22 protein-coding genes are annotated in these 24,750 nt (G+C 72.1%); 7 read left to right on the top strand and 15 right to left on the bottom strand.

Translation table 11 applies throughout. The features are described from left to right. The first annotated feature begins 109 nt into the window (after positions 1-109). The gene (locus tag NH339_RS04430; RefSeq protein ID WP_083516415.1) at positions 110-1,117 is read left to right on the top strand and encodes a glycosyltransferase family 2 protein; all 1,008 of its coding nucleotides are present in this window, start codon (positions 110-112) and stop codon (positions 1,115-1,117) included. Positions 1,118-1,180: 63 nt separating this feature from the next. Here NH339_RS04430 and NH339_RS04425 read toward each other — a convergent pair whose 3' ends face one another. After that, positions 1,181-1,951 (bottom strand): ABC transporter ATP-binding protein, encoded by a 771-nt coding sequence (locus tag NH339_RS04425; protein WP_236749730.1) that lies wholly within the window; start codon positions 1,949-1,951, stop codon positions 1,181-1,183. Beyond that, positions 1,951-2,811, bottom strand: a complete 861-nt coding sequence (locus tag NH339_RS04420; RefSeq protein ID WP_253022942.1) for an ABC transporter permease — start codon at positions 2,809-2,811, stop codon at positions 1,951-1,953. Before NH339_RS04420 ends, NH339_RS04425 begins: the two co-directional genes overlap by 1 nt. A 138-nt stretch (positions 2,812-2,949) precedes the next feature. Between NH339_RS04420 and rfbB the strand changes: the two genes are divergently transcribed. Continuing rightward, positions 2,950-3,951 carry a dTDP-glucose 4,6-dehydratase gene (gene rfbB, locus NH339_RS04415; RefSeq protein WP_253022941.1) on the top strand — a complete coding sequence of 334 codons (1,002 nt, stop codon included), beginning with the start codon at positions 2,950-2,952 and terminating at the stop codon, positions 3,949-3,951. A gap of 8 nt (positions 3,952-3,959) precedes the next feature. Here rfbB and NH339_RS04410 read toward each other — a convergent pair whose 3' ends face one another. Genes NH339_RS04410 through NH339_RS04400 form a run of 3 tightly spaced genes read right to left on the bottom strand, consistent with a single transcriptional unit; the run spans position 3,960 to position 7,448 of the window. Next, positions 3,960-5,306, bottom strand: coding sequence for a DUF6716 putative glycosyltransferase (locus NH339_RS04410; protein ID WP_253022940.1), 1,347 nt, complete (start codon positions 5,304-5,306; stop codon positions 3,960-3,962). Continuing rightward, entirely contained in the window at positions 5,303-6,196 is an 894-nt protein-coding gene (locus NH339_RS04405) for an N-acetylneuraminate synthase family protein (protein ID WP_253022939.1), read from the bottom strand. The genes NH339_RS04410 and NH339_RS04405 overlap by 4 nt, the downstream gene beginning before the upstream one ends. Continuing rightward, positions 6,189-7,448 carry an acylneuraminate cytidylyltransferase gene (locus NH339_RS04400; protein WP_253022938.1) on the bottom strand — a complete coding sequence of 420 codons (1,260 nt, stop codon included), beginning with the start codon at positions 7,446-7,448 and terminating at the stop codon, positions 6,189-6,191. The genes NH339_RS04405 and NH339_RS04400 overlap by 8 nt, the downstream gene beginning before the upstream one ends. A gap of 209 nt (positions 7,449-7,657) precedes the next feature. On the opposite strand from NH339_RS04400, the gene NH339_RS04395 reads away from it, so the two are divergent. Then, a complete protein-coding gene (locus NH339_RS04395) occupies positions 7,658-8,938 on the top strand; it encodes a DUF6716 putative glycosyltransferase (RefSeq protein ID WP_253022937.1) in 1,281 nt (426 codons plus the stop codon). 82 nt (positions 8,939-9,020) lie between these two features. Here NH339_RS04395 and NH339_RS04390 read toward each other — a convergent pair whose 3' ends face one another. Next, positions 9,021-9,845 (bottom strand): siderophore-interacting protein, encoded by an 825-nt coding sequence (locus NH339_RS04390; protein ID WP_253022936.1) that lies wholly within the window; start codon positions 9,843-9,845, stop codon positions 9,021-9,023. Positions 9,846-9,919: 74 nt separating this feature from the next. Between NH339_RS04390 and NH339_RS04385 the strand changes: the two genes are divergently transcribed. Continuing rightward, on the top strand, positions 9,920-11,878 hold the full coding sequence (locus NH339_RS04385) for a M13-type metalloendopeptidase (RefSeq protein WP_253022957.1): 1,959 nt from the start codon (positions 9,920-9,922) through the stop codon (positions 11,876-11,878). Continuing rightward, positions 11,875-13,104, top strand: coding sequence for an MFS transporter (locus tag NH339_RS04380; RefSeq protein WP_253022925.1), 1,230 nt, complete (start codon positions 11,875-11,877; stop codon positions 13,102-13,104). The genes NH339_RS04385 and NH339_RS04380 overlap by 4 nt, the downstream gene beginning before the upstream one ends. On the opposite strand, the gene NH339_RS04375 is transcribed toward NH339_RS04380, so the two are convergent. From NH339_RS04375 to NH339_RS04355, 5 genes are all read right to left on the bottom strand, one after another. Continuing rightward, positions 13,085-14,146 carry an HTTM domain-containing protein gene (locus tag NH339_RS04375; RefSeq protein ID WP_253022923.1) on the bottom strand — a complete coding sequence of 354 codons (1,062 nt, stop codon included), beginning with the start codon at positions 14,144-14,146 and terminating at the stop codon, positions 13,085-13,087. The genes NH339_RS04380 and NH339_RS04375 overlap by 20 nt on opposite strands. Next, complete coding sequence (locus NH339_RS04370; RefSeq protein ID WP_253022921.1) at positions 14,143-14,919, bottom strand: DUF5819 family protein; 777 nt, start codon at positions 14,917-14,919, stop codon at positions 14,143-14,145. The genes NH339_RS04375 and NH339_RS04370 overlap by 4 nt, the downstream gene beginning before the upstream one ends. 77 nt (positions 14,920-14,996) lie before the next feature. Then, positions 14,997-16,790: a choice-of-anchor G family protein gene (locus NH339_RS04365; protein WP_253022919.1), complete on the bottom strand. Its 1,794-nt coding sequence runs from the start codon at positions 16,788-16,790 to the stop codon at positions 14,997-14,999. Positions 16,791-16,946: 156 nt separating this feature from the next. Beyond that, the gene (locus NH339_RS04360) at positions 16,947-17,921 is read right to left on the bottom strand and encodes an HTTM domain-containing protein (protein WP_253022917.1); all 975 of its coding nucleotides are present in this window, start codon (positions 17,919-17,921) and stop codon (positions 16,947-16,949) included. Next, the gene (locus NH339_RS04355) at positions 17,918-18,697 is read right to left on the bottom strand and encodes a DUF5819 family protein (protein WP_253022915.1); all 780 of its coding nucleotides are present in this window, start codon (positions 18,695-18,697) and stop codon (positions 17,918-17,920) included. Before NH339_RS04355 ends, NH339_RS04360 begins: the two co-directional genes overlap by 4 nt. A gap of 40 nt (positions 18,698-18,737) precedes the next feature. Between NH339_RS04355 and NH339_RS04350 the strand changes: the two genes are divergently transcribed. Further along, a complete protein-coding gene (locus NH339_RS04350; RefSeq protein WP_253022913.1) occupies positions 18,738-19,247 on the top strand; it encodes a GNAT family N-acetyltransferase in 510 nt (169 codons plus the stop codon). Here the strand turns inward: NH339_RS04350 and NH339_RS04345 are convergent. Together NH339_RS04345 and NH339_RS04340 are read right to left on the bottom strand one after the other, a co-directional pair. After that, a complete protein-coding gene (locus NH339_RS04345) occupies positions 19,217-19,687 on the bottom strand; it encodes a MarR family winged helix-turn-helix transcriptional regulator (RefSeq protein WP_253022911.1) in 471 nt (156 codons plus the stop codon). The genes NH339_RS04350 and NH339_RS04345 overlap by 31 nt on opposite strands. Beyond that, positions 19,684-21,315: an MDR family MFS transporter gene (locus NH339_RS04340; RefSeq protein WP_308207028.1), complete on the bottom strand. Its 1,632-nt coding sequence runs from the start codon at positions 21,313-21,315 to the stop codon at positions 19,684-19,686. The genes NH339_RS04345 and NH339_RS04340 overlap by 4 nt, the downstream gene beginning before the upstream one ends. A gap of 123 nt (positions 21,316-21,438) precedes the next feature. Between NH339_RS04340 and NH339_RS04335 the strand changes: the two genes are divergently transcribed. Next, positions 21,439-21,822, top strand: coding sequence for a DUF1304 domain-containing protein (locus NH339_RS04335; protein ID WP_253022910.1), 384 nt, complete (start codon positions 21,439-21,441; stop codon positions 21,820-21,822). 81 nt (positions 21,823-21,903) lie between these two features. On the opposite strand, the gene katG is transcribed toward NH339_RS04335, so the two are convergent. Beyond that, on the bottom strand, positions 21,904-24,096 hold the full coding sequence (gene katG / locus NH339_RS04330; RefSeq protein ID WP_253022953.1) for a catalase/peroxidase HPI: 2,193 nt from the start codon (positions 24,094-24,096) through the stop codon (positions 21,904-21,906). Positions 24,097-24,176: 80 nt separating this feature from the next. Further along, positions 24,177-24,641, bottom strand: a complete 465-nt coding sequence (locus tag NH339_RS04325) for a Fur family transcriptional regulator (protein ID WP_253022909.1) — start codon at positions 24,639-24,641, stop codon at positions 24,177-24,179. Positions 24,642-24,750 lie beyond the last annotated feature (109 nt).

Raw genomic sequence — 24,750 nt, 5'->3', positions numbered from 1 at the left:
ACGCCGCCCGACCCGCGTGACGCGCCGCGCCAGCGCCCCGCAGGCTGGACCGGCGTGCTCCGGCCGGTAGGATCGTCCGGGCCGTCCCACGGCCTCCTGGAAGGAACTCATGCGACTGTTCGTGCAGGTCCCCTGCCTCAACGAGGAGGCGACCCTCCCCCTCGTCCTCTCGTCGATCCCGCAGCAGATCGACGGCATCGACGAGATCTTCGTCCTCGTCATCGACGACGGCTCCAGCGACCGCACGGTCGAGGTCGCCCGTGAGCACGGTGTCCAGCACTTCGTGTTCCACACCCGCAACATGGGACTGGCCCGCTCCTTCCGCGACGGCGTCGACTACGCGCTGCAGCACGGTGCGGACATCGTCGTGAACACCGACGGCGACAACCAGTACCCGCAGCAGAGCATCGCCGAGCTGGTGCAGCCGCTGCTGCGCGGCGAGGCCGACATCGCGATCGGCGACCGGCAGACCAAGACCATCGAGCACTTCTCGCCGTTCAAGAAGGTCATGCAGTCCTTCGGCAGCAAGGTGGTCAACTACGCGGCCGAGACCGACCTGCCCGACGCCGCCAGCGGCTTCCGCGCGTACTCGCGCGAGTCGCTGATCCGGCTGAACGTCGTCACGCAGTTCAGCTACTGCATGGAGACGATCATCCAGGCCGGCAACAAGCGGCTGCGCATCGCGAGCGTGCCGATCCGCACGAACCCCAAGACCCGCGAGTCGCGGCTGTTCTCCAACATCTTCCAGCACATGGCCCGCTCCGGCCAGGCCATCATCCGCAGCTACATCATGTTCAAGCCGTACGCGGTGTTCACGACGCTCGCGCTCGTGTTCTCCCTCGCCGCGGCCATCCCGTTCGTGCGGTTCCTGGTCCTGTACCTCCAGGGCGCCGGCTCCGGCAACATCCAGTCGCTGGTGTTCGGCGTCGGCATGCTCGTCGCGGCCCTGCTCTGCGTGGCGCTGCTGGTGATCTCCGACATGCTGCGGACGAACCGGGTGCTGCTCGAGGACGCCATGGAGCGCATCAAGCTGGTGCAGTACGCCGACGAGCGGCTGCTCGACCCGCACCGTCCCGACGAGGTGCACGTCAGCCCGCGCGGCCTCCACCACGACTGAGCACCGCTCGGGCCGCGCCCGAGCACGGCGGCCGAGTGGCAGGCACGGCGGCCGAGTGGCAGGTCAGGCCATCATGGCGTCGATGGCGGGCTCGATCGGCCCGTCGTAGACCTGCTTGCCCTGGCGGATGACGATGCCGCGGTCGCACACCTGGCGCACCATCTCCTGGTCGTGGCTGACGATGACCATCGTCTTGCCCTCGCGCGAGAGCTCCTCGATCTTGGCGCGGCACTTGGCCTGGAACGGTGCGTCACCGACCGACAGCACCTCGTCGACGAGCAGGATGTCGAGCTCGCAGTGGATGGCCACCGAGAACGCCAGACGCATGAACATGCCCGAGGAGTAGTGCTTGACCTCCTGGTCGATGAACCGCTCCACCTCGCTGAACGCGATGATGTCGTCGTAGCGCGCGTCGATCTCGTCCTTCTGCATGCCGAGGATCGCGGCGTTCAGGTACACGTTCTCGCGCCCGGTGAGGTCGGGGTGGAAGCCCGCGCCGACCTCGATGAGCCCGGCGAGGCGTCCGCGCACGAGCACCGAGCCGTCGTCGGGCTCCATGACGCCGGAGATGAGCTTGAGCATGGTCGACTTGCCCGAGCCGTTGAAGCCGAGCAGCGCGACGGACTCGCCCTCGTGGATGGTGAACGAGACGTCGTCGAGGGCGAGGAACTTCTCGCTCGAGACGTCCTTGCCCCGCACCCAGCCGACGAACGCCTCCTTGAAGGCGTGCGCACGACGCAGCAGGAACTGCTTGCTGACGTGGTCGACGATGATGCTGGGGCGGGCCTGCACGGCCGTGTCGCCGGGCATGGACGACGTCGTCTCCTGGGACATCACAGCTCCTGGGCGAATCGGCGCTCGAAGCGGCGGAAGACCATCTGGCCGATGACGAGGAAGACGACGCAGATGCCGAGCGCGATGAACGCGTTGGTCCAGAGGTGCTCGGGGTGCGGGATCCTCCCGTCGGAGGTCGGGAACCACATGCCGGCGTGGAACAGCTCGACGGCGGCCGTGAGCGGGTTGGCCATGTAGAGGTCGAAGAGCCAGCGCGGCACGGCGTCGCGCACGAACTGCCACGTGTAGAGCACCGGGGCGGCCCAGGTGGAGAGCATCTGGATCAGCTCGACCACGTTCTGCGCGTCGCGGAACGACACGTTGACGGCGCCGAAGAGCATCCCGAGCCCGAGCGACAGCGCGGCGATGATGACCAGCCCGAGCGCGATGGCCAGCACGCCGCTGACCGACGGCGTCCAGCCGAGGAAGAGGCAGGCGATGAGCAGGATCACGGCCTGGGGCACGAAGTGCACGAAGGCCACGATGATCGCCGCGATCGGGAACAGCTCGCGTGGCAGGTAGATCTTCTGCACCAGGGCACCGTTCTCCAGGATCGAGCGCGTGGCGTTGCCGAAGCCCTCGTTGAAGAAGTTGATGACGACGATGCCGCTGAAGAGGTAGACGGCGAAGTTGTCGACGCCGCGGTTCAGGCCGAGGAACAGGCCCATGACCACGAAGAAGACGCCGAACTGGAACGCGGGCTTGACGTAGGACCAGGTCCACCCGAGGACGGAGTTGCGGTACCGGGTCTGCGTGCCCTTGCGGACGAGGAGACGGAGCAGGTAGCGCCAGGTGAAGACGTCGAGGATCCCGCGGCCCCGGCCGGGGGTGCGGAACTCGCTCAGGTCAAGCGTGGTCACGGGGGTGGGCGGTCCTTCGACTCGGGAACGGGCGGAGCCTCCGCCCTCGGCATCGTAGCGTGCGGGTCCCGACGCCGTGGCTCGACCGGCCGCCCCGACCGGGCCCTCCTCGAGGTCCTGTGTCGGTACGCTCGGCCCATGCGGCAGCTCCTCGTCACCGGCGGTGCGGGTTTCATCGGCTCCAACTTCGTCCACCACGTGGTGGCCCACACCGACCTCTCGGTGACGGTGCTCGACCACCTCGGCTACGCCGGTCACCGGGAGTCCCTCGCCGGGCTCCCCGAGGCGCGCGTCGGGCTCGTCGTGGGCGACGTCGCCGACGCCGAGCTGGTCGACCGGCTCGTCGGCGAGGCCGACGCGGTGGTGCACTTCGCGGCCGAGTCGCACAACGACAACTCGCTGTCCGACCCGAGCCCGTTCGTCACGACGAACCTCGTCGGCACGTTCACGCTGCTCGAGGCCGCGCGGCGCCACGACGTCCGGTTGCACCACATCTCCACCGACGAGGTGTACGGCGACCTCGAGCTCGACGACCCCGAGCGGTTCACCGAGTCCACCCCGTACAACCCCTCGAGCCCCTACTCGGCCACCAAGGCGGGCTCCGACCTGCTGGTGCGGGCGTGGGTGCGCTCGTTCGGCGTCCGGGCGACGCTGAGCAACTGCTCCAACAACTACGGGCCTCGCCAGCACGTCGAGAAGTTCATCCCGCGGCAGGTGACGAACCTGCTCGACGGCGGCCGGGCCAAGCTGTACGGCCGCGGCCTGAACGTGCGCGACTGGATCCACGCCGACGACCACAGCAGCGCCGTCCTCGAGATCGTGCAGCACGGCCGGATCGGCGAGACCTACCTGGTGGGGGCCGACGGCGAGCGCAGCAACCGCGCGGTCGTCGAGCTCATCCTCACGCTGATGGGTCTGCCGTCGGACGCCTACGACCACGTGACCGACCGCGCGGGGCACGACCTGCGCTACGCGATCGACTCCACGAAGCTGCGCACCGAGCTCGGCTGGACGCCGCGGTACACCGACTTCGAGCAGGGGCTGGCCGCGACGATCGACTGGTACCGCGAGAACGAGGCGTGGTGGCGACCGCAGAAGGAGGCCACCGAGGCCCGCTACCGCGAGCTCGGCCACGTCTGACCCGACCGTCACGGGGTGGGCGTGCGCACCTCCTCGGCCCGCGGCGCGGTGGCGCTGTTCTCGGCGGCGAACGTCTGCGCCGCTCCCCCGCGCACGTCGGGGCGCACGAGGCGCAGGAGCCGGCCGCGGCGCTGCGTGAGCCACAGCGCGGCGCCGGCGACCCGGTGCTCGACGGTCGCGAGCAGCGTGGTGCGCTCGGTGCCGTCCGTGAACGCGAAGTGCCGGTAGAGGATCCGCCGGAACCCGTCGCGCCACGACCCGGGGAGCTCGGGATAGGCCGGCAGCCCGGCGGACCGTCGCTGGTCGACGAGGACGCGGACCCGGTCGACCCAGGTGTCCTCGGACGGGTCGTGGAAGTAGTTGTCGACGCACCAGGCGGGGTCGGCGTGGGCGAAGCGGCCCGCCACCACGTCGTCGAGCGAGCCCAGCAGCCCGCTGCCCTGCAGGGCCAGGTTGATCTGCTCGACCCCGACGCCGAAGTCGTCGAGGGCCACCGCGGGCACCCCGCACGCGACGGCCTCGAGCAGCGCGGTGGAGCTGACGGTGACGAACGCCCCGGCGCGCTCCAGGTGCTCGTGCATGGGTCCGGTGCGGACGACGAGGTTCGCAGGTCGGTCGTCGAGCGCCTCGACGAGGTCCTCCAACGGCACCTGCTCGTGGTGCGTCTGCGCCTCGCCGCGCCGGGCGCGCACCTTGACCACCACCTCGCGGTCCGGGTGGGCGCGGGCGGCGTCGGCGAGCCGGGAGACGAGAAGCGTGCGTTCCGCCGCCGAGGCGGGCACGAGCGCCTGCGCGGCGAAGACCACCGGTCCCTTGGCGCGCGGCGGCACGGGCTCGTCCAGCGTCGACCGCCCGAGGTAGGGCAGGTGGCCGAGCTCGAAGCGGTCGGGCAGCTCGAGGCGCCGGCTGGCGTGGCGGAACTCGCGCAGCTCACGGCGGCTGTGCACGACGAACACGTCGGCGGCCCGCCGGAAGCCGAGCCCGTAGGGCAGCACGGGCACGCCCACGCCCGGCAGCCCCGTGACGATCACCGGGCGGTCGGGCACGTTGTCGACGACCGACGTGGCCGCCTGCACGGTCCAGCCCCGCGCCGACAGCACGAGCACGTCGGGGCGCTCGGACAGCAGGCGTCGCCGCAGGTCGGCGAGACCGACCACGTCGGGCGTGCTGCCCGCCGTCGCGGTACCGGCGAGCGCATCGGCCAGCTGCGAGGCGCTCGGCGCCGCCGTGCTGCGGGCGACCACCAGGTCCACGCGCCAGTCGTCCGGGAACCGGTCCCCCAGCGCCGCCCCCCACTTGACGTAGGAGTCGGTGTCGCAGAGGACCAGGACCCGGACGACGTCGGCCTGGTTCACGAGGCGGCGATGACCGCGTCCGTGTGGCGGCGCAGGCGGGCCATCGGCTTGTGCTCGCCCGGCATGACGCGCTTGACGCCGTCGCCGAGCGCGAGCTCGACGGTGCGGATGTCGCGCACGAGGTCGACGAACGGCTGCGGCTCCAGGCTGGCCGCCTGGTCCGATCCCCACATCGCGTTGTCGAGCGTGATGTGCCGCTCGACCGCGACGGCGCCGAGGGCGACGGCCGCGAGGGAGATCTCGAGGCCGGTCTCGTGGCCCGAGTACCCGACCGGGACGCCGTAGCGCTCCTGCAGCGTGTGGATGGTCCGCAGGTTGGCCTCCTCGGCCGGCAGCGGGTACGTCGACGTGGCGTGCAGGATGACCAGCTGGTCGGTGTCGAGCACCTCGACCGCACGGTCGATCTGCTCGAGCGTGCTCATGCCGGTCGAGAGGATGATCGGCTTGCCCGTCTCGTGCAGGGCGGCGAGCATCTCCAGGTCGGTCACCGACGCCGAGGCGACCTTGTGGCACGAGACGCCGAGCTCCTCCAGGAACTCCACGGCCGGCACGTCCCACGGCGAGGCGAACCAGTCGACGCCCCGGTCGGCGGCGTGCGCCGCGATCTCCGCGTACTGCTCGGCCTCGAACTCCACGCGGTAGCGGTAGTCGAGGTAGGTCATCTCGCCCCACGGCGTCTGCCGCACGACGTGACGCATGTCCTCGGGCGTGGAGATGTGCGGGGTCCGCTTCTGGAACTTGACGGCCTGCGCACCCGCGCGGGCGGCGACGTCGATGAGCTCCTTCGCCACCTCGACGTCACCGTTGTGGTTGATGCCGATCTCGCCGATGACGTACGTGGGACGCCTCCGTCCGACGATCGCGTCGCCGATCTTCACCCATTCAGCCATGATCCGGTCCCTCCTGTGTCGTGTCCGTGACGGACGAGTCCTTCGCCGCGAGCACGCGGTCCGCGAGCTCGCGCACCGCGCCCTGCCCCCCGGGTCGGCGCAGCACGTGCCGTGCGGCGACCCGGCAGGCCGGGTGGGCGTCGGCCGGTGCCACCGGCCAGCCCACGGCTGCCAGGACCTCGACGTCGGTGACGTCGTGGCCCAGGTAGGCGATGTCCTGCAGCGCGACGTCGTGCTCGCGCGCCCACGTGCGCAGGGCCGTGAGCTTGTCGGGGGTGCCCTCGAGGTGCACGGCACCGAGGGCCTGGGCGCGGCGTGCCGCGACCGCGTCGGGTCCGTCGGTCAGCACCACGACGGGTCGGTCCGAGCGCAGGAGCCGCTCGACGCCCTCGCCGTCGGCGCGGTGCACGAGGGCCGTCTCGCGACCGTGGGCGTCGAGCGCCACCCGGCCGTCGGTGTGCACGCCGTCGAAGGCCGTGACGACGACGTGCGCCGCGACGGGCGACGCCGACGGGTCCGAGCCGACCGCGCGCCGGTGCTGCAGCAGCTCCTCGGCGAGCCGCAGGTCCTGCTCGGTGTCGATCTCGAGCGCGTCGGCCTGGTCGACCTCGACCATCGCGACCCGTCCGAAGAAGCGGTGGCCGTGACGGCGGAAGCCCTCGGTGCGCATGACGTAGAAGGCGCCGGTCTCCTGGAACTGCGGCTCCATGTCCTGGCGGCGCTGACGTCGGTACATGTCGTGGTTGACGCCCTCGGGGCCGTGCTCGCCGTGGCGCCACAGGTGCGCGTGGGTGCGGACCACGCTGAACGCGACGTCGTGGTCGCCGTCGCGGACCAGCGCCACGGCCTCCGCCACGCGCGCCGGGTCGACGAACGGGCTCGTGGCCTGGGCGAACACGACGACGTCGGGCAGCCGGCCGATCGACTCGAGGTGGTCGAGCGCGTGGGCGACCGCCGACTCCGAGCTGGCGGTGTCACCGGCGATCTGCTGCGGCCGGTCGACCGTGCGGGCGCCCGCCGAGCGCGACGCGTAGGCGATCTCGGCGTCGTCGGTCGTGACGACGACGTGGTCGATGCCGTCGACCGCGCGCAGGGTGCGGACGGTCCGCACGACGAGCGGCTCGCCGCCGACCGGCCGCAGGTTCTTGCGCGGGACGCCCCGGGACCCACCGCGCGCCGGGACGATGGCGCACACGCTGGCGTCGCCCGGGTCCGCACGACGGCGCACGGGCAGGGGGTGGTGGAGGGTCATAGGACGAGACGGTAGGGAGCCGGCCCGACGCGCAGGTGAACGAACAGGGCAGGTTCGGCGAACGTCGCGTGGCGTCCCGACCCCGTCAAGAGGGTTGCGGGACCGAGCGGTGGACATCCGGTGAAGCACCGACGAACCCCCGGACAACAGTGCCCGCAGGCGGCTGCTCGGCCTCGGAGCGGAGCCGCCGCCGGGGCTAGCGTGCCTACGTGCACGAGACCACAGACTCTCCCACCGCGCTCGTCGTCGCGGCGTTCGACTCCCAGCTCAAGTGGGCCGCGGCGCTCTGGACGCAGCTGCGCGACCGAGGCTTCCAGGTCCGGGTCGTGGCCCCGCGCAGCATGGCCACGCTGTCGTCCGCGCAGATCGCGGCGACGGGGGTCGACACCGTCGACGTCGTCCCCGACGACGACCTGGTCGCGCTGGCGCAGGCGCACGACGTGGTGGTCTTCGCGCTCTCCGGCCCCTCCGTGCACCGCTTCACGCTCGACCTCGCCGAGGCGACGGGCGACGGACCGCGCCCGGTCGTCGTCGCGGGCTGGGTGGGCGTGATCATCGAGAAGATCACCGCCGGCTACCTCGACCGGTGCGCGGCCGACGTCGTGGCGGTCAACGCGCGCCACGAGCTCGAGCACTTCCTGCACGTGGCGTCACGGCTCGACATCGCGCCCGGCAACCTGCTGCTCACCGGTCTGCCCATCCTCAGCACCTCGCCCGCACCGCAGCGGACCGGTCCGGTGCGCACCGTGCTGTTCGCCGACCAGCCCACCGTCCCGGCCAGCCCCGTCGACCGGCTGCACCTGTACCGACGCCTCGTCGAGCACGCCCGCCGGCACCCGGACCGCCAGGTCCTGCTCAAGCCTCGCCACCGCCACGGCGAGGGCACCTTCCACCGGATGCACCACCACCCGGAGGACCTGCTCGCCCACGAGGACCTGCCGTCGAACTTCGCCGTCACGTACCGGCCGGTGCCGGAGCTGCTGGAGGAGGCCGACCTGCTCGTGACGGTGTCGTCGACGGCCTGCCTCGAGGCGGTGGACCGCGGACGTCGCGTCGCGCTGGTGCTCGACCTCGGCGTGCACGAGCGACTGGGCAACCACGTGCTCCTCGACTCCGGCCTGCTGCGCACCTTCGACCAGGTCGACGCCGACGACCTCGGCACTCCCGACCCCGACTGGGTCGACAGCTGGTTCGGCGGGCGCGACGTCGCCCCCGCCGTGGCCGTGGTCGACCGGGTGGAGGAGCTGCTGGCCACGGGCGAGCGGCCCTCGCGCGACGCGCTGCGCTCCGCCTACCTGCGCAGCGCCCTGGAGCTGCACCGCGAGCAGCGCGAGGGGGGACGACCCGCGCCTCCGACGGCCTGGGAGCGCCGCACGCGCACGCACGGCCTGGCGAAGGGGGCGGCGGTCCACGTCGGGTTCGAGTGGGTGCCGCCTGCGGTGCAGAAGCCGGTGCGGCGCTGGTGGCGGGAGCACCGCCCTCTGGGCTGAGTCAGGCACCGCCCTCTGGGCTGAGGCAGGCACCGCCCCCTGGTCTGAGGCAGGCACCGCCCGCTGGGCTGAGGCGGACGGCTCAGCCGGGCTCGACGGCGCGCTGCTCCGCCTTCCAGCGCCGGAAGCCCTCCTCCGTCGCGCCGAGCCGCCAGTAGGCGGACACCGACAGGTCGCCTCGGGCGACGCGTTCGCGGACGTAGGGGCGGACGGTCTTGAGCAGCCGCGACTCCCCGTGCACGAAGGCCTGGACGCGTCCCTCGGGCCACGGCCAGGCACGGACGGCGTCGTCGAGCAGCGTCGTCGTGCCGGCCGCCGCCTCGCCGCGGTGCAGCCAGCGCAGGTCGACGTCGGCGACGGTGTGCACGTCGAGCTCGTCGTCGGGGCCGTCGACCTCGCAGAACACGGTGGCGCGGGCTCCGGCGGGCAGCGTCTCCAGGGTCGCGGCGATGGCGGGCAGGGCCGACTCGTCGCCGACGAGGAGGTGGTGGTCGGCGGCGGGGTCGGGCGCGTAGGCGCCGCCGGGACCACGGACGTGGATGGTCGCGCCGGGCCGCACCTGGGCGGCCCACGGGCCGGCCACGCCCTCGTCGCCGTGCAGCACCACGTCGACCCAGAGCTCCCGTGCCTCGAGGTCGAGCCGACGGACGGTGTAGGTGCGCAGCACCGGCCAGACGTCGCTCGGCAGGCTCGCCCGCACCTCGTCGAGGTCGAGCGGGTCGGGGTAGGTGACGCCGTCGGCCAGGAACACGAGCTTGACGTAGGAGTCGGCCCATCCGGACCACCGGGCGGCGAGCGCGTCGAAGCCGCGCGCGACGTCGCCGTCGCCGAGGACGAGGCGGCGCAGGTGCGGCCCCACGTCCTGCACGTCGAGGACGGTCAGATGGGCGGGGTGCGACACGGACACGCAGGTAGCCTATCCAGGTGACCGATGCCAGCGCCCCGTCCACCGAGTCCCTCTCCGCGCCGGCTGGTCCGGCGATCGACACCTCCGCGTTCGACCCCGAGACCCGCCCCCAGGACGACCTCTTCCGGCACGTGAACGGGCCCTGGCTGCGCGACGCGCCCATCCAGCCCGACCGCGCCACGGCCGGGGCGTTCGTGACGCTGGTCGACGAGGCCGAGCGGGTCGTGCGCGGCATCGTCGAGTCCTGCCGCGACGCGCTCGACGACCCGGCCGCCGACCTCGACGCCGACGAGCGCAAGATCGGGGAGCTCTACGCCAGCTTCATGGACACCGACCGCATCGACGCGCTCGGCACCGAGCCGCTGCAGGACGACCTGCACCGCATCGACGGCGTGGCCGACGTGCCGACCTTCGTCGAGGTGCTCGGCCACCTCGAGCGCTCCGGCGTGGCGAGCGTCGTCGGCCTGTACGTCGCACCCGACCGCGGCAACCCCGAGCGGTACGTGACCCACGTCGTGCAGAGCGGCCTGGGCCTGCCCGACGAGTCGTACTACCGGACCGACGAGACCGCCGAGGTCCGGGCCGCCTACCGCGACCACCTCGAGCGGATGTTCACCCTCGGCGGCTTCGAGTCGCCCGCCGACCGCGCGGCCCGCGTCCTCGACCTCGAGACGCAGGTCGCGGCGCACCACTGGGACCGGGTCGCGTGCCGCGACGCGCAGCGCACCTACAACCTCGTCGACCGTGACGGCCTGCAGGCCCTGCTCGGTCCGCTGGACCTGACCACGTGGAGCACGGCCGCCGACATCCCGGCGTCGGTGCTCGACGAGGCGGTCGTGTCGCAGCCGTCCTACCTCGAGGGCCTCGCCGGCCTGCTGACCGTCGAGCACCTTCCTGCGTGGCGCGACTGGCTGCGCTGGCAGGTGCTGCACGCCGCCGCGCCCTACCTGCCGAGCGCGTTCGTGGAGGAGAACTTCGCCTTCTACGGCCGCACGCTGAGCGGCACCGACGAGCTGCGTCCGCGGTGGAAGCGCGGCGTGGGCTTCGTGGAGTCGGCGATGGGCGAGGCGATCGGCCGCATCTACGTGCGCACCGAGTACCCGCCGACCGCGAAGGAGCGCATGGACGACCTCATCGCGCACCTCGTCGAGGCCTACCGTCGCAGCATCACCGCCCTGCCCTGGATGAGCGAGGCGACGCGCACCGAGGCGCTGGCGAAGCTCGACGCGTTCACGCCCAAGGTGGGCCACCCCGAGCGCTTCAAGGACTACACCGCGCTCGAGACCGACCCGACCGACCTCCTGGGCAACGCCCGTCGGTCGCTGACGGTCTCGATGGACCGGGAGCTGGCGAAGATCGGCCGGCCCATCGACCGCGACGAGTGGTACATGACGCCGCAGACGGTCAACGCCTACTACAACCCGACGATGAACGAGATCGTGTTCCCGGCAGCCATCCTGCAGCCCCCGTTCTTCCACCCCGACGCCGACGACGCCGTCAACTACGGGGCGATCGGCGCGGTGATCGGTCACGAGATCGGTCACGGCTTCGACGACCAGGGCAGCCACTACGACGGCACGGGCGCCCTGCGGAACTGGTGGAGCGACGACGACCGCTCCGCGTTCGAGGGCCTCACCGCCGCGCTCGTGGAGCAGTACGGCGCGCTCTCGCCCGACGGCGCCGACGGACAGAGGGTCAACGGCGAGCTGACGATCGGCGAGAACATCGGCGACCTCGGCGGACTCGGCATCGCCTACCAGGCGTACCGGATCGCCACGGGTGGCGAGGCGCCGACGATCGACGGCCTCACCGGCGACCAGCGCTTCTTCATCTCCTGGGCGCAGGCCTGGCAGTCGAAGGTCCGTCCGGCCGAGACGGTCCGCCGGCTCACCGTCGACCCGCACTCCCCGCCGGAGTTCCGGTGCAACCAGGTGGTGCGCAACATCGACGCCTTCCACGAGGCGTTCGGCACCACCTCGGCCGACGCCCTGTGGCTCGACCCGGAGGACCGCGTCACCATCTGGGCCTCGTGACCGCCACGGAGGCGGCGCAGCGCCGCGTCCTGCGGGTGCTGGTGGTCGTGCAGGTCGTCGGCGGCATCGGCAGCGGCGCAGGCCTCGCGGTGGGCGTGCTGCTGCTGCGCGAGGTGTCGGGGTCGTCCGGCTGGGCCGGGATGGCCACCGTGATGCTGACCCTCGGCGCGGCGATCGCGACCGTGCCCCTGGCGACTCTCGCCGTGCGAGCCGGCCGCCGGCCCGCCCTGACGGTGGGTTGGTTCCTCGGTGCCGCCGGCGCGGCGATCGTGGTGCTGGGGGCGACCGCCGACAGCCTCGTGCTCGTGCTCATCGGCCTGTTGCTGTGCGGCGTCAGCACCGCCGCGACGCTGCAGTCGCGCTTCGCCGCCACCGACCTCGCAGCGAGCCACCAGGTCGGCCGCTCGCTCTCGCTCGTCACCTGGGCGACGACGGTCGGCGCGGTCCTCGGCCCGAACCTCACCGGCCCGGGCACCTCGACCGCCCGTGCTCTCGGCGTGCCCGACCTGGCCGGGACCATGGTCTTCGCCTGCGTGGCGTTCCTCGTCGCCGGCCTGATGAACCTCCTGCTCCTGCGACCCGACCCGCTGCCGCCCGCCCGACGCGACGGCATGGAGGTCGCGGTGCCGCGGGTGCGGACAGCGCTGCCGCACGTCCGCGGCGGGACCCGCACCGCCGTCGTCACGATCGCGCTGGCGCACGCGGTGATGGTCTCGGTCATGGCGCTGACGCCCGTGCACATGCAGGACCACGGCGCTGCCGTCGAGGTGATCGGCCTGACCATCAGCCTGCACATCGCAGGCATGTACGCGCTGTCGCCGGTCATGGGCTGGCTCGCCGACCGCTGGGGACCGGCCCGCACGATCCTCGCCGGTCAGCTCGTCCTGCTGCTCGCCGTGGTCGTCTCGGGCACGTCGGGCGACTCCCAGCTGCAGATCACCGTCGGGCTGGTCCTGCTCGGCCTCGGCTGGTCGGCCGCCGTGATCGCCGGTGCCGCGCTGCTCACCGCCTCGACGCCGCCCGACGTGCGCCCGCTGGTCCAGGGGCTGGGCGACCTGACGATGAACCTGTCGGGGGCCGCCGGTGGCCTGCTCGCCGGCGTCCTCGTCGCGTGGCAGGGCTTCGGGACGCTGAACGCCGTCGCCGGCACCCTGGTCGTGCCCGTCGTGCTGCTCGTCGTGGCCGGTCGCCGTGCGGCGACGCAGGTCAGCGTCGGAACACGCTGAACCGCACGCGGTCCCACAGGCCGAGCACGCGGTCGTACCACCAGTCCGCGACGCGGTCGGCCACCGCGTAGCGCAGGTCGGCGGTGCGGTCGAGCACGGGCCACGCGAGGTCGGCCACCCGCTCGCCGAGCGCCGCCCAGCGGTCGTCGCTGACGAACAGGCCGGTCACGGCGATCACGGCCAACGACGACCACGGGGTCGCGAGGACGACGGCGAAGAGGATGTTCACGCCGATCGCGACCCCGGCGACGAGGTTGCGCGTCTCGCGACGCAGCAGCATCGGGGCGAAGAACAGCTGCACCGCCAGCACCGTCCAGGTGAGCAGCGCGAGCAGCACGGTCGCGTTCGACAGCAGGTCCGAGAGCCACGGGAACGGACGGAACTCGGGCAGCTGCAGCGTCGTGTAGAGGGCGGTGCCCTGCTGCCAGACCGGCTGGGAGGCCTTGTCGAGACCGCCCGCCAGGTAGGCCAGCACCGTCTGCGCGCCGAGGCCGACGAGCCCGACGTTGTGCAGCCCCGTGCGCAGCCAGTCCGGCGCGACGTCGTCGCTGTCGCGCGGCTCGAGCCGGTTGGCGTCGAGCGACCAGACGTCGGCGGTCCGCATGAGCAGCATCCACAGCAGCGTGAGGCGCACGAGGTTGTCGCCGATCGACCCGAGCACCGGGTTCTGCGCCGTCACCGCGATGAAGCCGAGCAGCACGACGATGGTCATGGCCTTGGCCCGCCAGCCCAGGACGAGGCCCACGGCCGCGAGCATCACGACCACGTACACGACGGTGAGGAGGTCGCCGCTGACCCCGTCGAGGAGCGACACCTCGGGGAAGCGGCTGACGGCCCGTGCCGGCTCGGCCCACGCCGAGGCGTCGCCGACCCAGACCTGGCGCGTCGAGTAGTTGGTGACGAGCAGGCCCAGCACCGACAGGCCCACGAGGATGCGCGCGAGCGCGACCGCGTGGAGCGCGTGCCGCTCCCCCGTCAGCCACCTCTCCGCGGAGCCGCGGGTCCGGGCCAGCGCGTCCTTCAGACGCCAGAGCGTGCTCATCGGTCGACCCCCAGGTATCCGTCGAACGCGGACTGCGCCTCCGCCGAGCCCCGCACCGCGGCGCGCCATCCGGCGTCGAACCACTCGAACGGCACCGACGACACCCGCCGCTCGTCGCGGTCGGCGTGCGGCGGGACGGTCCGGCGGGCGACGCGGTACTGGACCTGCACGACCCGGCGGTCGGTGTAGGCCTGCGTGTAGAGCGACGCGAAGCGCGTGGCCATCGTGTCGAGGTCGGCGTACGCGGCGACGTCGGCGGGGCGCACGCCGGCCGAGGCGAGTGCGCCGCGCAGCGTCTCCGGCGGACGTCCGACCGTCGACTCCAGCACGACCTGGCGGCCCGACCGGCCCAGCGCGAACATCGCGTTGTTGAGGTTGGTGGCCAGGCGGCGGCCGGCGAGGTGGACCCGGGCCGGCGCGACGTCGTCGCGGGTCCGGGTCAGGTCGGCCTTCGTGACGTCGAGCCACGGCGTGAGCGCCAGCGTCTCGGGTCCGGTGCGCACCCGCGCACGCACCCAGAGCGCCTCGTCGACCCGCTGGGCGCTCGGCTCGAGCAGGTCCCACGACTGGCGGAAGTAGGGGTCGACGTAGGTGGTGAGCAACGAGCCCCCGGCGACGTCGCGCACGGGTCCACGCGGCGCGAGCCAGAGTGCGACGAGCAGCGAGTGCACCAGGGCCAGCACCGCGAGGGCCACGATCAGCGTCGTGCGCCAGTCGTGCCGGTCCTCGTCGCCCTGGCGTGCACCGTCGCCGTCACCTCCCGCCACCGCCATGCCTCCATCGTAGGTCCGGACAGACGCCTGCCCGGCGACCGCGAGCGGTCACCGGGCAGGCGTCGTGGTGTGCAGCGTCAGAGCGACATGCGACGACGCTCGTTGATGAGCACCGCGGCGCCGAAGAGCACCAGGCCCAGACCCAGCAGCCAGAAGGGCAGCAGGTTCGGGGCGCCCGTGCTGGGCAGCGTGGTGGTCACGTCGGCGTCGGCCTGCGCGTCGGCGTCCGCGACCGCGTCGGCCTGGGCGTCGGACGCAGCGTCCGCGATGGCGTCGGCGTCGGCCTGGGCGTCAGCCTGGGCATCGGCCTGGGCGTCAGCCTGCGCGTCGGCGTCGGCCTGCGTGTCGGCCTGCGCGTCGGTGTCGTCCGCCGCGGTCAGCGCGACCTCGGCGTTGGCGAGGTCGACGCTGGCGAGCTGACCACCGAGCAGGTCGACGCGGAGCGCGCCCTGACGGTAGTAGGTACCGGTCGCGGCGGCCGCCAGGACGCCGGCGCTCTCGCCGCCCGCGGACAGCGTGGGCGTCGTGGACGTCGACTGCGTGTTGGCCGTCAGCTTGACGATGCGGGCCAGGTCGGGAGCGAGGTCGCCGAGCAGGTCGTCGATCGGGGCGCCGATCTGCTGCACCGCGTCGGTGACCTGCTTGAGGATCGCCGTCAGCGGGTCGGTGAGCGCACCGAGGTCGGACTCCGGGATGACCGTCGTGCCGGCCACGGTGACCTGCAGGCTGACCTTGCCGATGTTGGTGACGATGTCGTCGATCGCGTTGTTGAGGACGTTCGTGATCTTGCCGGCGATCAGGTCGCTGGTGATGTACTGCACGAGGTCCGTGTTCGGCGGCAGGTTGTTGATGTCGACGCCGGCCGCCTGCAGGATCTTCGCGAGGTCGAGCGAGATCGTGCCGGTCGCCAGGTCGACGGCCACGCCGTCGCTGGAGAAGTTGGCGATGCCGCTCGTGACGTCACCGAGGCCCTTGACCTGGACGGTGATCAGCTGGCTGAGCACGTCGTCGCCGAAGATCGGCGTGCCGCTGACCGGGAGGGTCGGCAGGTTGCACAGGTCGACCTCGTTCAGACCGAGGGTCTGCAGCACCGGACCGAGGGTGTCGGCCAGCGCACCGAGGCCGAGCGAGCGCAGCTGCGCGAGCAGCGTGCTCGTCCCGACGTTCAGCGTGTCGTTGAGCACGGGGCAGAGCGAGGCCGGGCTGATGGTGATGTCGTTCGCCGCGTCCAGGCCGTTCAGCGCCGTGGAGAGGTCACCGGTCAGGTCGGCGAGCAGCGGGACCTTGACGTCCAGCGTGGCGCTGCCGATCTGGTAGTCACGCGTCAGGTCGCCCTTGTCGATGACGGCGGAGCCGGACAGCGCGCCGAGCGACAGGTCGACACCCGCGAGCTCGTCGTTGATGCCGTTCAGGACACCGCCGTCGAGCGAGATCTTCGCGTTCGAGGGGAACTCGCCGTTGCCGGGGGCCAGGATCGCGCCGGTGTTGTTCACGGCACCGCTGGCCGCGGCGGCGGAGTTGGTCTGGGGGGCCGCGGCGTAGTGGTTCGCGACGCCGGCCGAGCCGTTGCCCGGGCTCAGGAAGTCGGCCAGGTTGAGGTCGATCCCGCCGGGGATGTCGATCGGGATGGCCTGCAGCACCGTCAGCGACAGCGGGTTGGTGTTCGGCCCCGGGTCGCCCGGGTTGTCGGCCGAGGTGCCCTCCAGCTCCGCGATGGCGTCGAGGTTCGTGCCGCCGATCGTGCCGCTGAGGAAACGGCTGGTCGCGTGCGACTCCGTCTCGTCGGCCGCGTTGGCGGAGAAGGCCGCCGCTGAGGTGATGAGCAGGGTGCTCAACCCGAGGGCGAGGGTGTTCCTGCCGAGCTTGTTCATCGTGGAGTGACTCCCATGTCGCTGTGTCTTGCGGTGCGCTTCTTGGGGGAAGAGCTGCGGACCGCGGGCCGGTGCAACGCCCGCCTCAGCGGTCGTTGCGGGACATCTTACGCAGATCTCAGGTCACCGTGCGCTCCGACTGTCACCTGAGACACATCACACAGAGTTGCGCAGGTCAACCAGGCCGGCGTGGTCCGGCGTCCCCCGCCGTCGTGCCCACCAGGCCCGGCACCACCGTCCGCCACGCTGCCACGAGGCGTCGCTGACGAGCATCATGTCGACCGCGATCATCACGAGCGAGAAGTACATGATCCCCATGAACACCCCGATGCCGAGGTGCATGCCGGTGATCACCACGAGGGACACGGCCCGGGTGCTGCGGTAGAGCAGCAGCACGGGGAACAGCAGCTGGACGACGATGGCGGTCCAGGTCGCGGCCATCACGACGGGCGACGCGCTCGACAGCGGGTGCAGGAGGTCGCGCCACGGCGAGTAGGCCTCGGTCTGCAGCGGGTAGTACACGGCCGTGCCGTCGAGCCAGAGGTCGCTCTGCACCTTCCAGAGCGCCGAGCCCACGTAGACCATGACCACCTGGTGGATGATCAGGACCACGGCCACGTTGTGGAGCGTGGTCGACAGCCAGCCGGGCAGCACCGGACGCAGCTCCCCGCGGCGGGCACGCAGCCAGGCGTCGACGGAGAGGTGCCGGCCGGAGTCGGTGAAGCAGGCGTACAGCAGCACCATGCGCAGCACCGCGTCGCCGCCGGAGCCGACGAACGGGTTGCAGACGTACAGCGACATCCAGAGGAACAGGGTCAGCAGCGCCGACGCGCGGGTCCAGAGGCCCACCATGAGCAGCACGCCCGCCAGCACCGTGAGCAGGTACAGCGCGTCGAAGCTCGCACCGTGGGCCTGCTGGAAGATGCCCAGGAAGCCCGGCCAGGACTTCACGTCGCGCACGCCCTGCGTCCACGTCGCGCCGTCGCCCCACGTGTAGTGGCGGTCGGACCAGTTGGCGAGCAGCTGCGTCCAGACGATGAGACCGAGCACGATCCGCGTGATGGCGAGGCCGCGCGTCGCGTGCTTGCGCGCGGTCAGCCAGGTCCAGACCCGGTCACCGACGCCGCTCATCGGTGCCTCCGCAGGAAGTCGGCGACCACGGCGCGCTCGGCGGCGTCGCCGCGCAGCGGGGTCCGCCAGCCGTTGATCCGCTGGACCGGCGTGGGACGCGCGGTCTGCCGCTCCGCCGCCGAGCCGTGCCGCGCCGCCCAGGGCGTGACGTCCTGGCTGCGCGTCGCGTACCGGACGGCGACCAGACGGCGTCCGGGGTGGGCGGCCTCCAGCGCGTCGGTGGCCAGCTCCGTCGTCGCGCGGTCGTAGGCGAGGTAGAGGGCCACCTGCGCGTCGTCGAAGCGGTCGTTCGAGCCCGCGCGCAGCTCACGGTCGAGCCGCCGCCACGTCAGGACCTTGGCGGGGTCGACGACGTCGGCGACCGCGCGCTGGGGCTCGTCGAGCGCCGCGTAGCGGTTCGCCAGCGGACCGTAGAGCTTGTTGGTGACGTAGCCGGCGCGACCGCCGACGAGGCGGTGGCGCACGAGGTCGAGCTCGACGTCGGTCCAGTCCAGCCACGGCGTGACCTCGGTGCGGCCGTCCTCCTCGTAGGCCCCCTGGAAGCGCACGACCCGGTCGGACGCGATCGGGTTCGGGGCGAACAGCCGCCAGTTCTGCGAGAAGTAGGCGCCGAGGTACGACGTCGCGGGACGCGCGGCGTCGGAGTACGCGTTGGGCGGCAGGGCGGCTGCGGTGACGCCGAGCAGGTGCGCGGCGCCGAGCGCGACGACCACGCCGACGACCGCGACACGCCACCGGGAGGGACGCGGACGCGCGTCGACCGACTCGTGCTGCACCCGGTCACGGTACTCGCCGGACCCGCGCGAAGATGGCCACATGCACGTACGGACCGTCTCGCCCCACGACCCCGACGTCGCGGCGCTGCTCGACGAGCACCTCGCCGAGATGCGGGCGACGTCACCGCCGGAGAGCGTCCACGCCCTCCCCCACGACGCGCTGGCCCGTCCGGACGTGCGCATGGTCGCCGCCTGGACCGACGAGGAGCCGCCCGTGCTGCTCGGGGTCGGCGCGCTGAGGACGCATCCCGGACTGCTCGGGGAGCTCAAGGCCATGCGGACCCCGCAGGCAGCCCGAGGTCGCGGTGTCGCGGCCGCCGTCCTGGAGCACCTCGTCGACGTCGCCAGGGCCGACGGTCTCCAGCGGGTCTCCCTCGAGACCGGCGCGGAGGAGCACTTCGCCCCCGCCCGGCGGCTCTACGCGCGGCGCGGCTTCGTCGAGTGCGGGCCGTTCGCCGACTACGGACCGGACCCGCTCAGCGTCTTCATGACGCTCGACCTCGCGGCGGACGCAGGCGCTCAGGCCTCGGGGCCGAAGCTCGCGTTGTAGCGGCGCAACGTCGCGGCGACGTCGCAGAGGTCCTCACGGCTCCAGTCCGCGAACCGCTCGCCGAGCAGCTCCCGCCGGGCGGCGTCGACGGCCCGGACCCGACGACGCCCCTCGTCGCTGACCGAGAGGAGCGTCGCCCGTCCGTCGTCGGGGTCGGGCGTCCGGTCGACGAGGCCGAGGTCGAGCAGGTGCTGCACGGAGCGGCTCACCGCGCCCTTGTCGAGGTGGAGGACGTCGCACAGACCGCTCCCCCGGACCGGGCCGTCGGCCTCGACCTGCACGAGGACGAGGTACCCGATGGCCTGCAGGTCCGGGTGCACGAGCCGCGCGCGCTCGGTGAGCGCCCGGCGGGCCCGGCGCATCAGCACCCCCACCTCGTGCTCGACGAGCCGGAGCGCGTCGAGCGACGAGGCGGCGGGGGGCACCGTGCCGGCGGTCATCGCAGGCTCGCCACCGTGTCGGCCGGCTGGCCCTCGGTCTCGAGCACCTCCACGTCCTTCTGGATCGTGGTGCGCAGCGGCACCTCCTTGATGAACAGGATGCACACGAGCGCGGCGACCGCGAACGGCGTGGCCACGAGGAAGATGTGGCCGAACGCGTCGCCGAAGGCGGTCTCGTACAGCGTCCGGAACGGCCCAGGCAGCGTGGACAGGTCGGGGATCTGGCCCGTCGAGTGGCTCAGCCGCTCGAGGTCGGCCCGGTCGAGCTGGCCGGAGGCGGCGAGGTCGCGCACGCCGTCGGAGACGTTGCCCTTCACGTCGTGGCTCAGGATCGTGCCGAGCACGGCCACGCCGGCCGACCCGCCCAGCGAGCGGAAGAACGCGACGACGGAGCTGGCGGCGCCCATGTCCTCGAGCCGCGTGTTGTTCTGCACGGCGAGCACCAGGTTCTGCATCGTGGCGCCGAGACCGAGGCCGACGAGTGCCATGTAGAGCCCGACGACGTACAGCGGGGTGCTGGCGTCGATCGTGCCGAGCAGGCCGAAGCCGAGCACGACGAGCAGCATGCCGCCGACCAGCCAGCGCTTCCAGACGCCGGTGCGGCTGATGATCCGCCCGGAGGTGATGCTCGAGACGAGCAGGCCGCCGACCATCGCGATCGACATCAGGCCGGCCTCGGTCGGCGTCATGCCGCGCGAGTACTGGAAGTACTGGCTCAGGTAGACCGTCGCGCCGAACATCGCGACGCCGATCATGACGGAGGCGAGCGTGGCCAGCGACGTGGTGCGGTCGCGGAAGAGTCGCAGCGGGATGATCGGCTCGCGGGCGTACCGGGCCTCGACGACGAGGGCGAGCGCGATGAGCAGCACACCACCGACGACGAGCAGGGCGGACGTGGCGGAGACCCAGGCGAAGTGCGCACCGGCGAGGGAGATCCAGACGAGCAGGAGGCTGACGCCGCCCATGATCAGCGTGGCGCCGAGGTAGTCGATCGAGACCTCGCGGCGCACGACGGGCAGGTGCAGCGTGCGCTGCAGCAGGACGAAGGCGGCGACGGCGAACGGCAGGCCGACGAAGAAGCAGCCGCGCCAGCCGAGCGGGCTGTCGACGATCACGCCACCGATGAGCGGTCCGCTGACGGTCGCGAGGGCGAAGACGGCACCGATGTAGCCGGAGTAGCGACCACGCTCACGGGGGCTGACCATCGAGGCGATGACGACCTGCACGAGGGCGGTGAGACCGCCGACGCCGAGGCCCTGCACGGCGCGGGCGCCGATGAGCACGCCCATGCTCTGTGCGGAGGCGGCGATGAGCGACCCGATCGTGAAGATGACGAGCGCCACCTGCACGAGCAGCTTCTTGCTGAACAGGTCGGCCAGCTTGCCCCAGATGGGCGTGGTGGCGGTCATGGTGAGCAGCGTCGCGACGACGACCCAGGTGTAGCCGGTCTGGCTGCCCTTCAGGTCGGTGACGATCCGCGGCAGCGCGTTCGTGACGACGGTGCTGGACACCATGGCGACGAACATCGCGAGGAGGAGGCCGCTCAGCGCCTCGAGCACCTGGCGATGGGTCATCTCCCCGCTGTCCTCGGACGACGGTGGTGCGGCGGCGGTGGTGGGTTCTGGCACGGCTCCTCTTTCTGCTCGGACGGACTGGTTGACATCCACAACCATACTCCGATAGTTGTCGTCTGCAACCAAGCACGACGTGACCTCGGCCACCCCGTCGCGGCATCGGCCATGATGGGGCGCATGACCGCGCTCGGAGTCGTCCTCGTCGCCCTCGCAGCAGCGCTGCACGTGTACATCTTCTGGCTCGAGTCCTTCGCCTGGACGAGTCCGCGGGGACGCCGCACCTTCGGCCTCGGCCCGGAGGAGGCCGAGGCCACGCGCGAGCTCGCCTACAACCAGGGCTTCTACAACCTCTTCCTGGCCGTGACGGCCGGAGCAGGAGCCGTGCTCCTGGCACTCGACGTCACCACCGTCGGCGCCACCCTCGCGTTCACGGGTGCGGGCTCGATGGTCGCGGCCGCCCTCGTGCTCCTCGTGTCGAGCCCCGACAAGGCGCGCGCCGCCGTCTCGCAGGGCACGCTGCCGCTGCTCGGTGTCCTCGCGCTGGCCGTCGGCCTGCTCTGAGCCACGCTCCCCCGCCGTCCAGGACGACGCAGGAGGGCCCGGACCGTCGCGGTCCGGGCCCTCCTGTGCGTACGGGGTGCGTCAGCGGTGCAGGTCGAAGCGGTCTGCCTCCATGACCTGGACCCAGGCGCCGACGAACTCCTCGACGAACGCGTCCGCGCCGTCGTCGCTCGCGTACACCTCGGCCACCGCCCGCAGCTCGGAGTTCGAGCCGAAGACCAGGTCGGCCCGGCTGCCCGTCCAGCGGACGGCACCGGCGGCGTCGCGGCCCTCGTAGATCCCGGCCTCGGGGTCGACGGAGGTCCACGTGACGTCCATGTCGAGCAGGTTCACGAAGAAGTCGTTCGTGAGGGTGCCCGGGGCGTCGGTGAGGACACCGAGCGTGGACCGGTCGTAGGTGGCGCCCAACACCCGCAGACCGCCGACCAGGGCGGTCAGCTGCGGGGCGCTGACGCCGAGCAGGTTCGCGCGGTCGAGGAGCAGGTGCTCCGCCGGCAGCCGGTTGCCCTTGCCGAGGTAGTTGCGGAACCCGTCGGCCCGCGGCTCGAGCCACTCGAACGACGGGACGTCGGTGTGCTCGAGGGTCGCGTCGACGCGGCCCGGCGTGAACGGCACCTCCAGCTCGCGACCGGCCGCCTTCGCGGCCAGCTCGATGCCGACACCGCCCGCGAGGACGATGAGGTCGGCGAGGGAGACGCCGGTCCCCGACTCCGCCTGGATGCCCTCGAGCACGCCGAGGACACGACGCAGCTCGCCCGGGTTGTTGACCTCCCAGCCGATCTGCGGCTCGAGCCGGATGCGCGCACCGTTGGCGCCACCGCGCTTGTCGCTGCTGCGGAACGTCGACGCCGACGCCCACGCGGTGCCGACCAGGTCGGTCACGCTCAGGCCGGAGTCGGCGACGCGCTGCTTGAGGTCCGCGATGGCTGCGGCGTCGAGCGGGGCGCCCGTCGCCTCGGGCAGCGGGTCCTGCCAGATCAGCGTCTCCGCCGGGACCTCGGGGCCGAGGTAGCGGTCCTTCGGGCCCATGTCGCGGTGGGTGAGCTTGAACCAGGCGCGCGCGAACGCATCGGCGAACGCGGCCGGGTCGTCCTTGTAGCGACGCGAGATCTGCTCGTAGGCGGGGTCGACGCGCAGCGCCACGTCGGTCACGAGCATGCGCGGCTTGCGGTTCGGGCCGCCGTGGGCGTCGGGGATGATCGCCTCGGCGTCCTTCGCCTCGAACTGCCAGGCGCCGGCGGGGCTCTTGGTCAGCTCCCACTCGTACCCGAAGAGCAGCTCGAAGTAGTCGTTGGACCACTGGACGGGCGTGCGCGTCCAGGTGACCTCGAGACCCGACGTGATCGTGTCGTTGCCGTGGCCGGCGCCGAAGGAGTTCTTCCAGCCCAGGCCCTGCTCCTCCAGCGACGCGCCCTCGGGCTCGGCGCCGACGTACTTCTCCGGGTCGGCCGCACCGTGCGTCTTGCCGAGCGTGTGGCCGCCGGCGATCAGGGCGACGGTCTCCTCGTCGTTCATGGCCATGCGGCCGAACGTCTCGCGGATGTCGCGGGCCGCGGCCAGCGGGTCGGGCTCGCCGTTGGGGCCCTCGGGGTTGACGTAGATGAGGCCCATCTGGACGGCGGCGAGGGGGCGCTCGAGCTCCCGGTCGCCGGTGTAGCGCTCGTCGCCGAGCCACTCGGTCTCCGGGCCCCAGTACACGTCGGCGTCCGGCTCCCACACGTCCTCGCGGCCGCCGGCGAAGCCGAAGGTCTCGAAGCCCATGGACTCCAGCGCCACGTTGCCGGTGAGCACGATGAGGTCGGCCCACGAGAGGTTCTTGCCGTACTTCTTCTTGACCGGCCAGAGCAGGCGGCGGGCCTTGTCGAGGTTGCCGTTGTCGGGCCAGCTGTTCAGCGGGGCGAAGCGCTGCTGGCCGGCGCCCGCGCCGCCACGGCCGTCGTGCACGCGGTAGGTGCCGGCGCTGTGCCACGCCATGCGGATCATGAGACCGCCGTAGTGGCCGAAGTCGGCGGGCCACCAGTCCTGCGAGGTGGTGAGGACCTGCTCGATGTCGCGCTTGACCTCGGCGAGGTCGAGCGACTCGAACGCCGCGGCGTAGTCGAAGTCGTCGCCGAGCGGGTTGGCGACCGAGGGGTTCTTCGCCAGGATCTTGAGGTTCAGGCCCTCGGGCCACCACACCTTGTTGGCGTCCTGGCGCGTCGGGTAGGGCAGGCTGTCGTGCGCGACGGGGCACTGGCCCTCCGGCGCACCCTTGGCCTCCAGCGGGTCGTTCATCTCGCCGACTTCGGCGTTCGGCTTGTCGTGCTCGCTCACGATGTTCCTCTCAGGTGGGTGGACGGTGCGGACCGCTGCCCTCAGGCGGGCGCGGGAGTCTGGGGGTCGCGCGGGGTCGCTGTCGACCCGGCGCGCGCACAGGCGGGGCAGGTGCCCCAGAAGATCACCTCGGCCTCGTCGATGACGAAGCCGTGGTCCTGCGACGGGACGAGGCAGGGCGCCTCCCCCGTCGCGCAGTCGACGTCGGCGATGGTGCCGCAGGTACGGCACACGACGTGGTGGTGGTTGTCGCCCACGCGCCGCTCGTACCGGGCCGTGTGGCCGTGCGGCTGGATGCGACGCACGAGACCGGCCTCGGTGAGCGCCGCGAGCGAGTCGTAGACCGCCTGGTGCGAGACGTCGGGGACGTCGCGCCGCGCGGCGTCGATCACGTCGCCGGTGTCGGCGTGCGGCAGCCGCTCCAGCGCCTCGAGCACGGCCACCCGCGGGCGGGTGACACGCAGACCGACCCCGCGGAGGAGATCGGCGACGTCGAGGGGCGGCATGGCGTCGACTCTACCGGCTTTCTTGAACGAGTCAAGAAAGGACACGCGGTGTTCACCTGCTGCCCGCGTGCCGGTTCCTCGAGCGCGCTGACGAGCCGGCGCCCCCGCC

The sequence above is a fragment of the Aeromicrobium sp. CnD17-E genome (genome assembly GCF_024124745.1).
Lineage (GTDB): Bacteria > Actinomycetota > Actinomycetes > Propionibacteriales > Nocardioidaceae > Aeromicrobium.
This window is presented reverse-complemented; position numbering and strand designations above follow the sequence as displayed.

Bases quoted from the DNA above. Each gene is read 5' to 3' on its own strand.
- NH339_RS04360 (WP_253022917.1), bottom strand. From the start codon at position 17,921: ATGAGCGGCGTCGGTGACCGGGTCTGGACCTGGCTGACCGCGCGCAAG.
- NH339_RS04400 (WP_253022938.1), bottom strand. From the start codon at position 7,448: ATGACCCTCCACCACCCCCTGCCCGTGCGCCGTCGTGCGGACCCGGGC.
- katG (WP_253022953.1), bottom strand. From the start codon at position 24,096: ATGAACGACCCGCTGGAGGCCAAGGGTGCGCCGGAGGGCCAGTGCCCC.
- NH339_RS04350 (WP_253022913.1), top strand. From the start codon at position 18,738: ATGCACGTACGGACCGTCTCGCCCCACGACCCCGACGTCGCGGCGCTG.
- NH339_RS04370 (WP_253022921.1), bottom strand. From the start codon at position 14,919: ATGGCGGTGGCGGGAGGTGACGGCGACGGTGCACGCCAGGGCGACGAG.
- NH339_RS04365 (WP_253022919.1), bottom strand. From the start codon at position 16,790: ATGAACAAGCTCGGCAGGAACACCCTCGCCCTCGGGTTGAGCACCCTG.
- NH339_RS04430 (WP_083516415.1), top strand. From the start codon at position 110: ATGCGACTGTTCGTGCAGGTCCCCTGCCTCAACGAGGAGGCGACCCTC.
- NH339_RS04335 (WP_253022910.1), top strand. From the start codon at position 21,439: ATGACCGCGCTCGGAGTCGTCCTCGTCGCCCTCGCAGCAGCGCTGCAC.
- NH339_RS04325 (WP_253022909.1), bottom strand. From the start codon at position 24,641: ATGCCGCCCCTCGACGTCGCCGATCTCCTCCGCGGGGTCGGTCTGCGT.
- NH339_RS04375 (WP_253022923.1), bottom strand. From the start codon at position 14,146: ATGAGCACGCTCTGGCGTCTGAAGGACGCGCTGGCCCGGACCCGCGGC.
- rfbB (WP_253022941.1), top strand. From the start codon at position 2,950: ATGCGGCAGCTCCTCGTCACCGGCGGTGCGGGTTTCATCGGCTCCAAC.
- NH339_RS04345 (WP_253022911.1), bottom strand. From the start codon at position 19,687: ATGACCGCCGGCACGGTGCCCCCCGCCGCCTCGTCGCTCGACGCGCTC.
- NH339_RS04425 (WP_236749730.1), bottom strand. From the start codon at position 1,951: ATGTCCCAGGAGACGACGTCGTCCATGCCCGGCGACACGGCCGTGCAG.
- NH339_RS04405 (WP_253022939.1), bottom strand. From the start codon at position 6,196: ATGGCTGAATGGGTGAAGATCGGCGACGCGATCGTCGGACGGAGGCGT.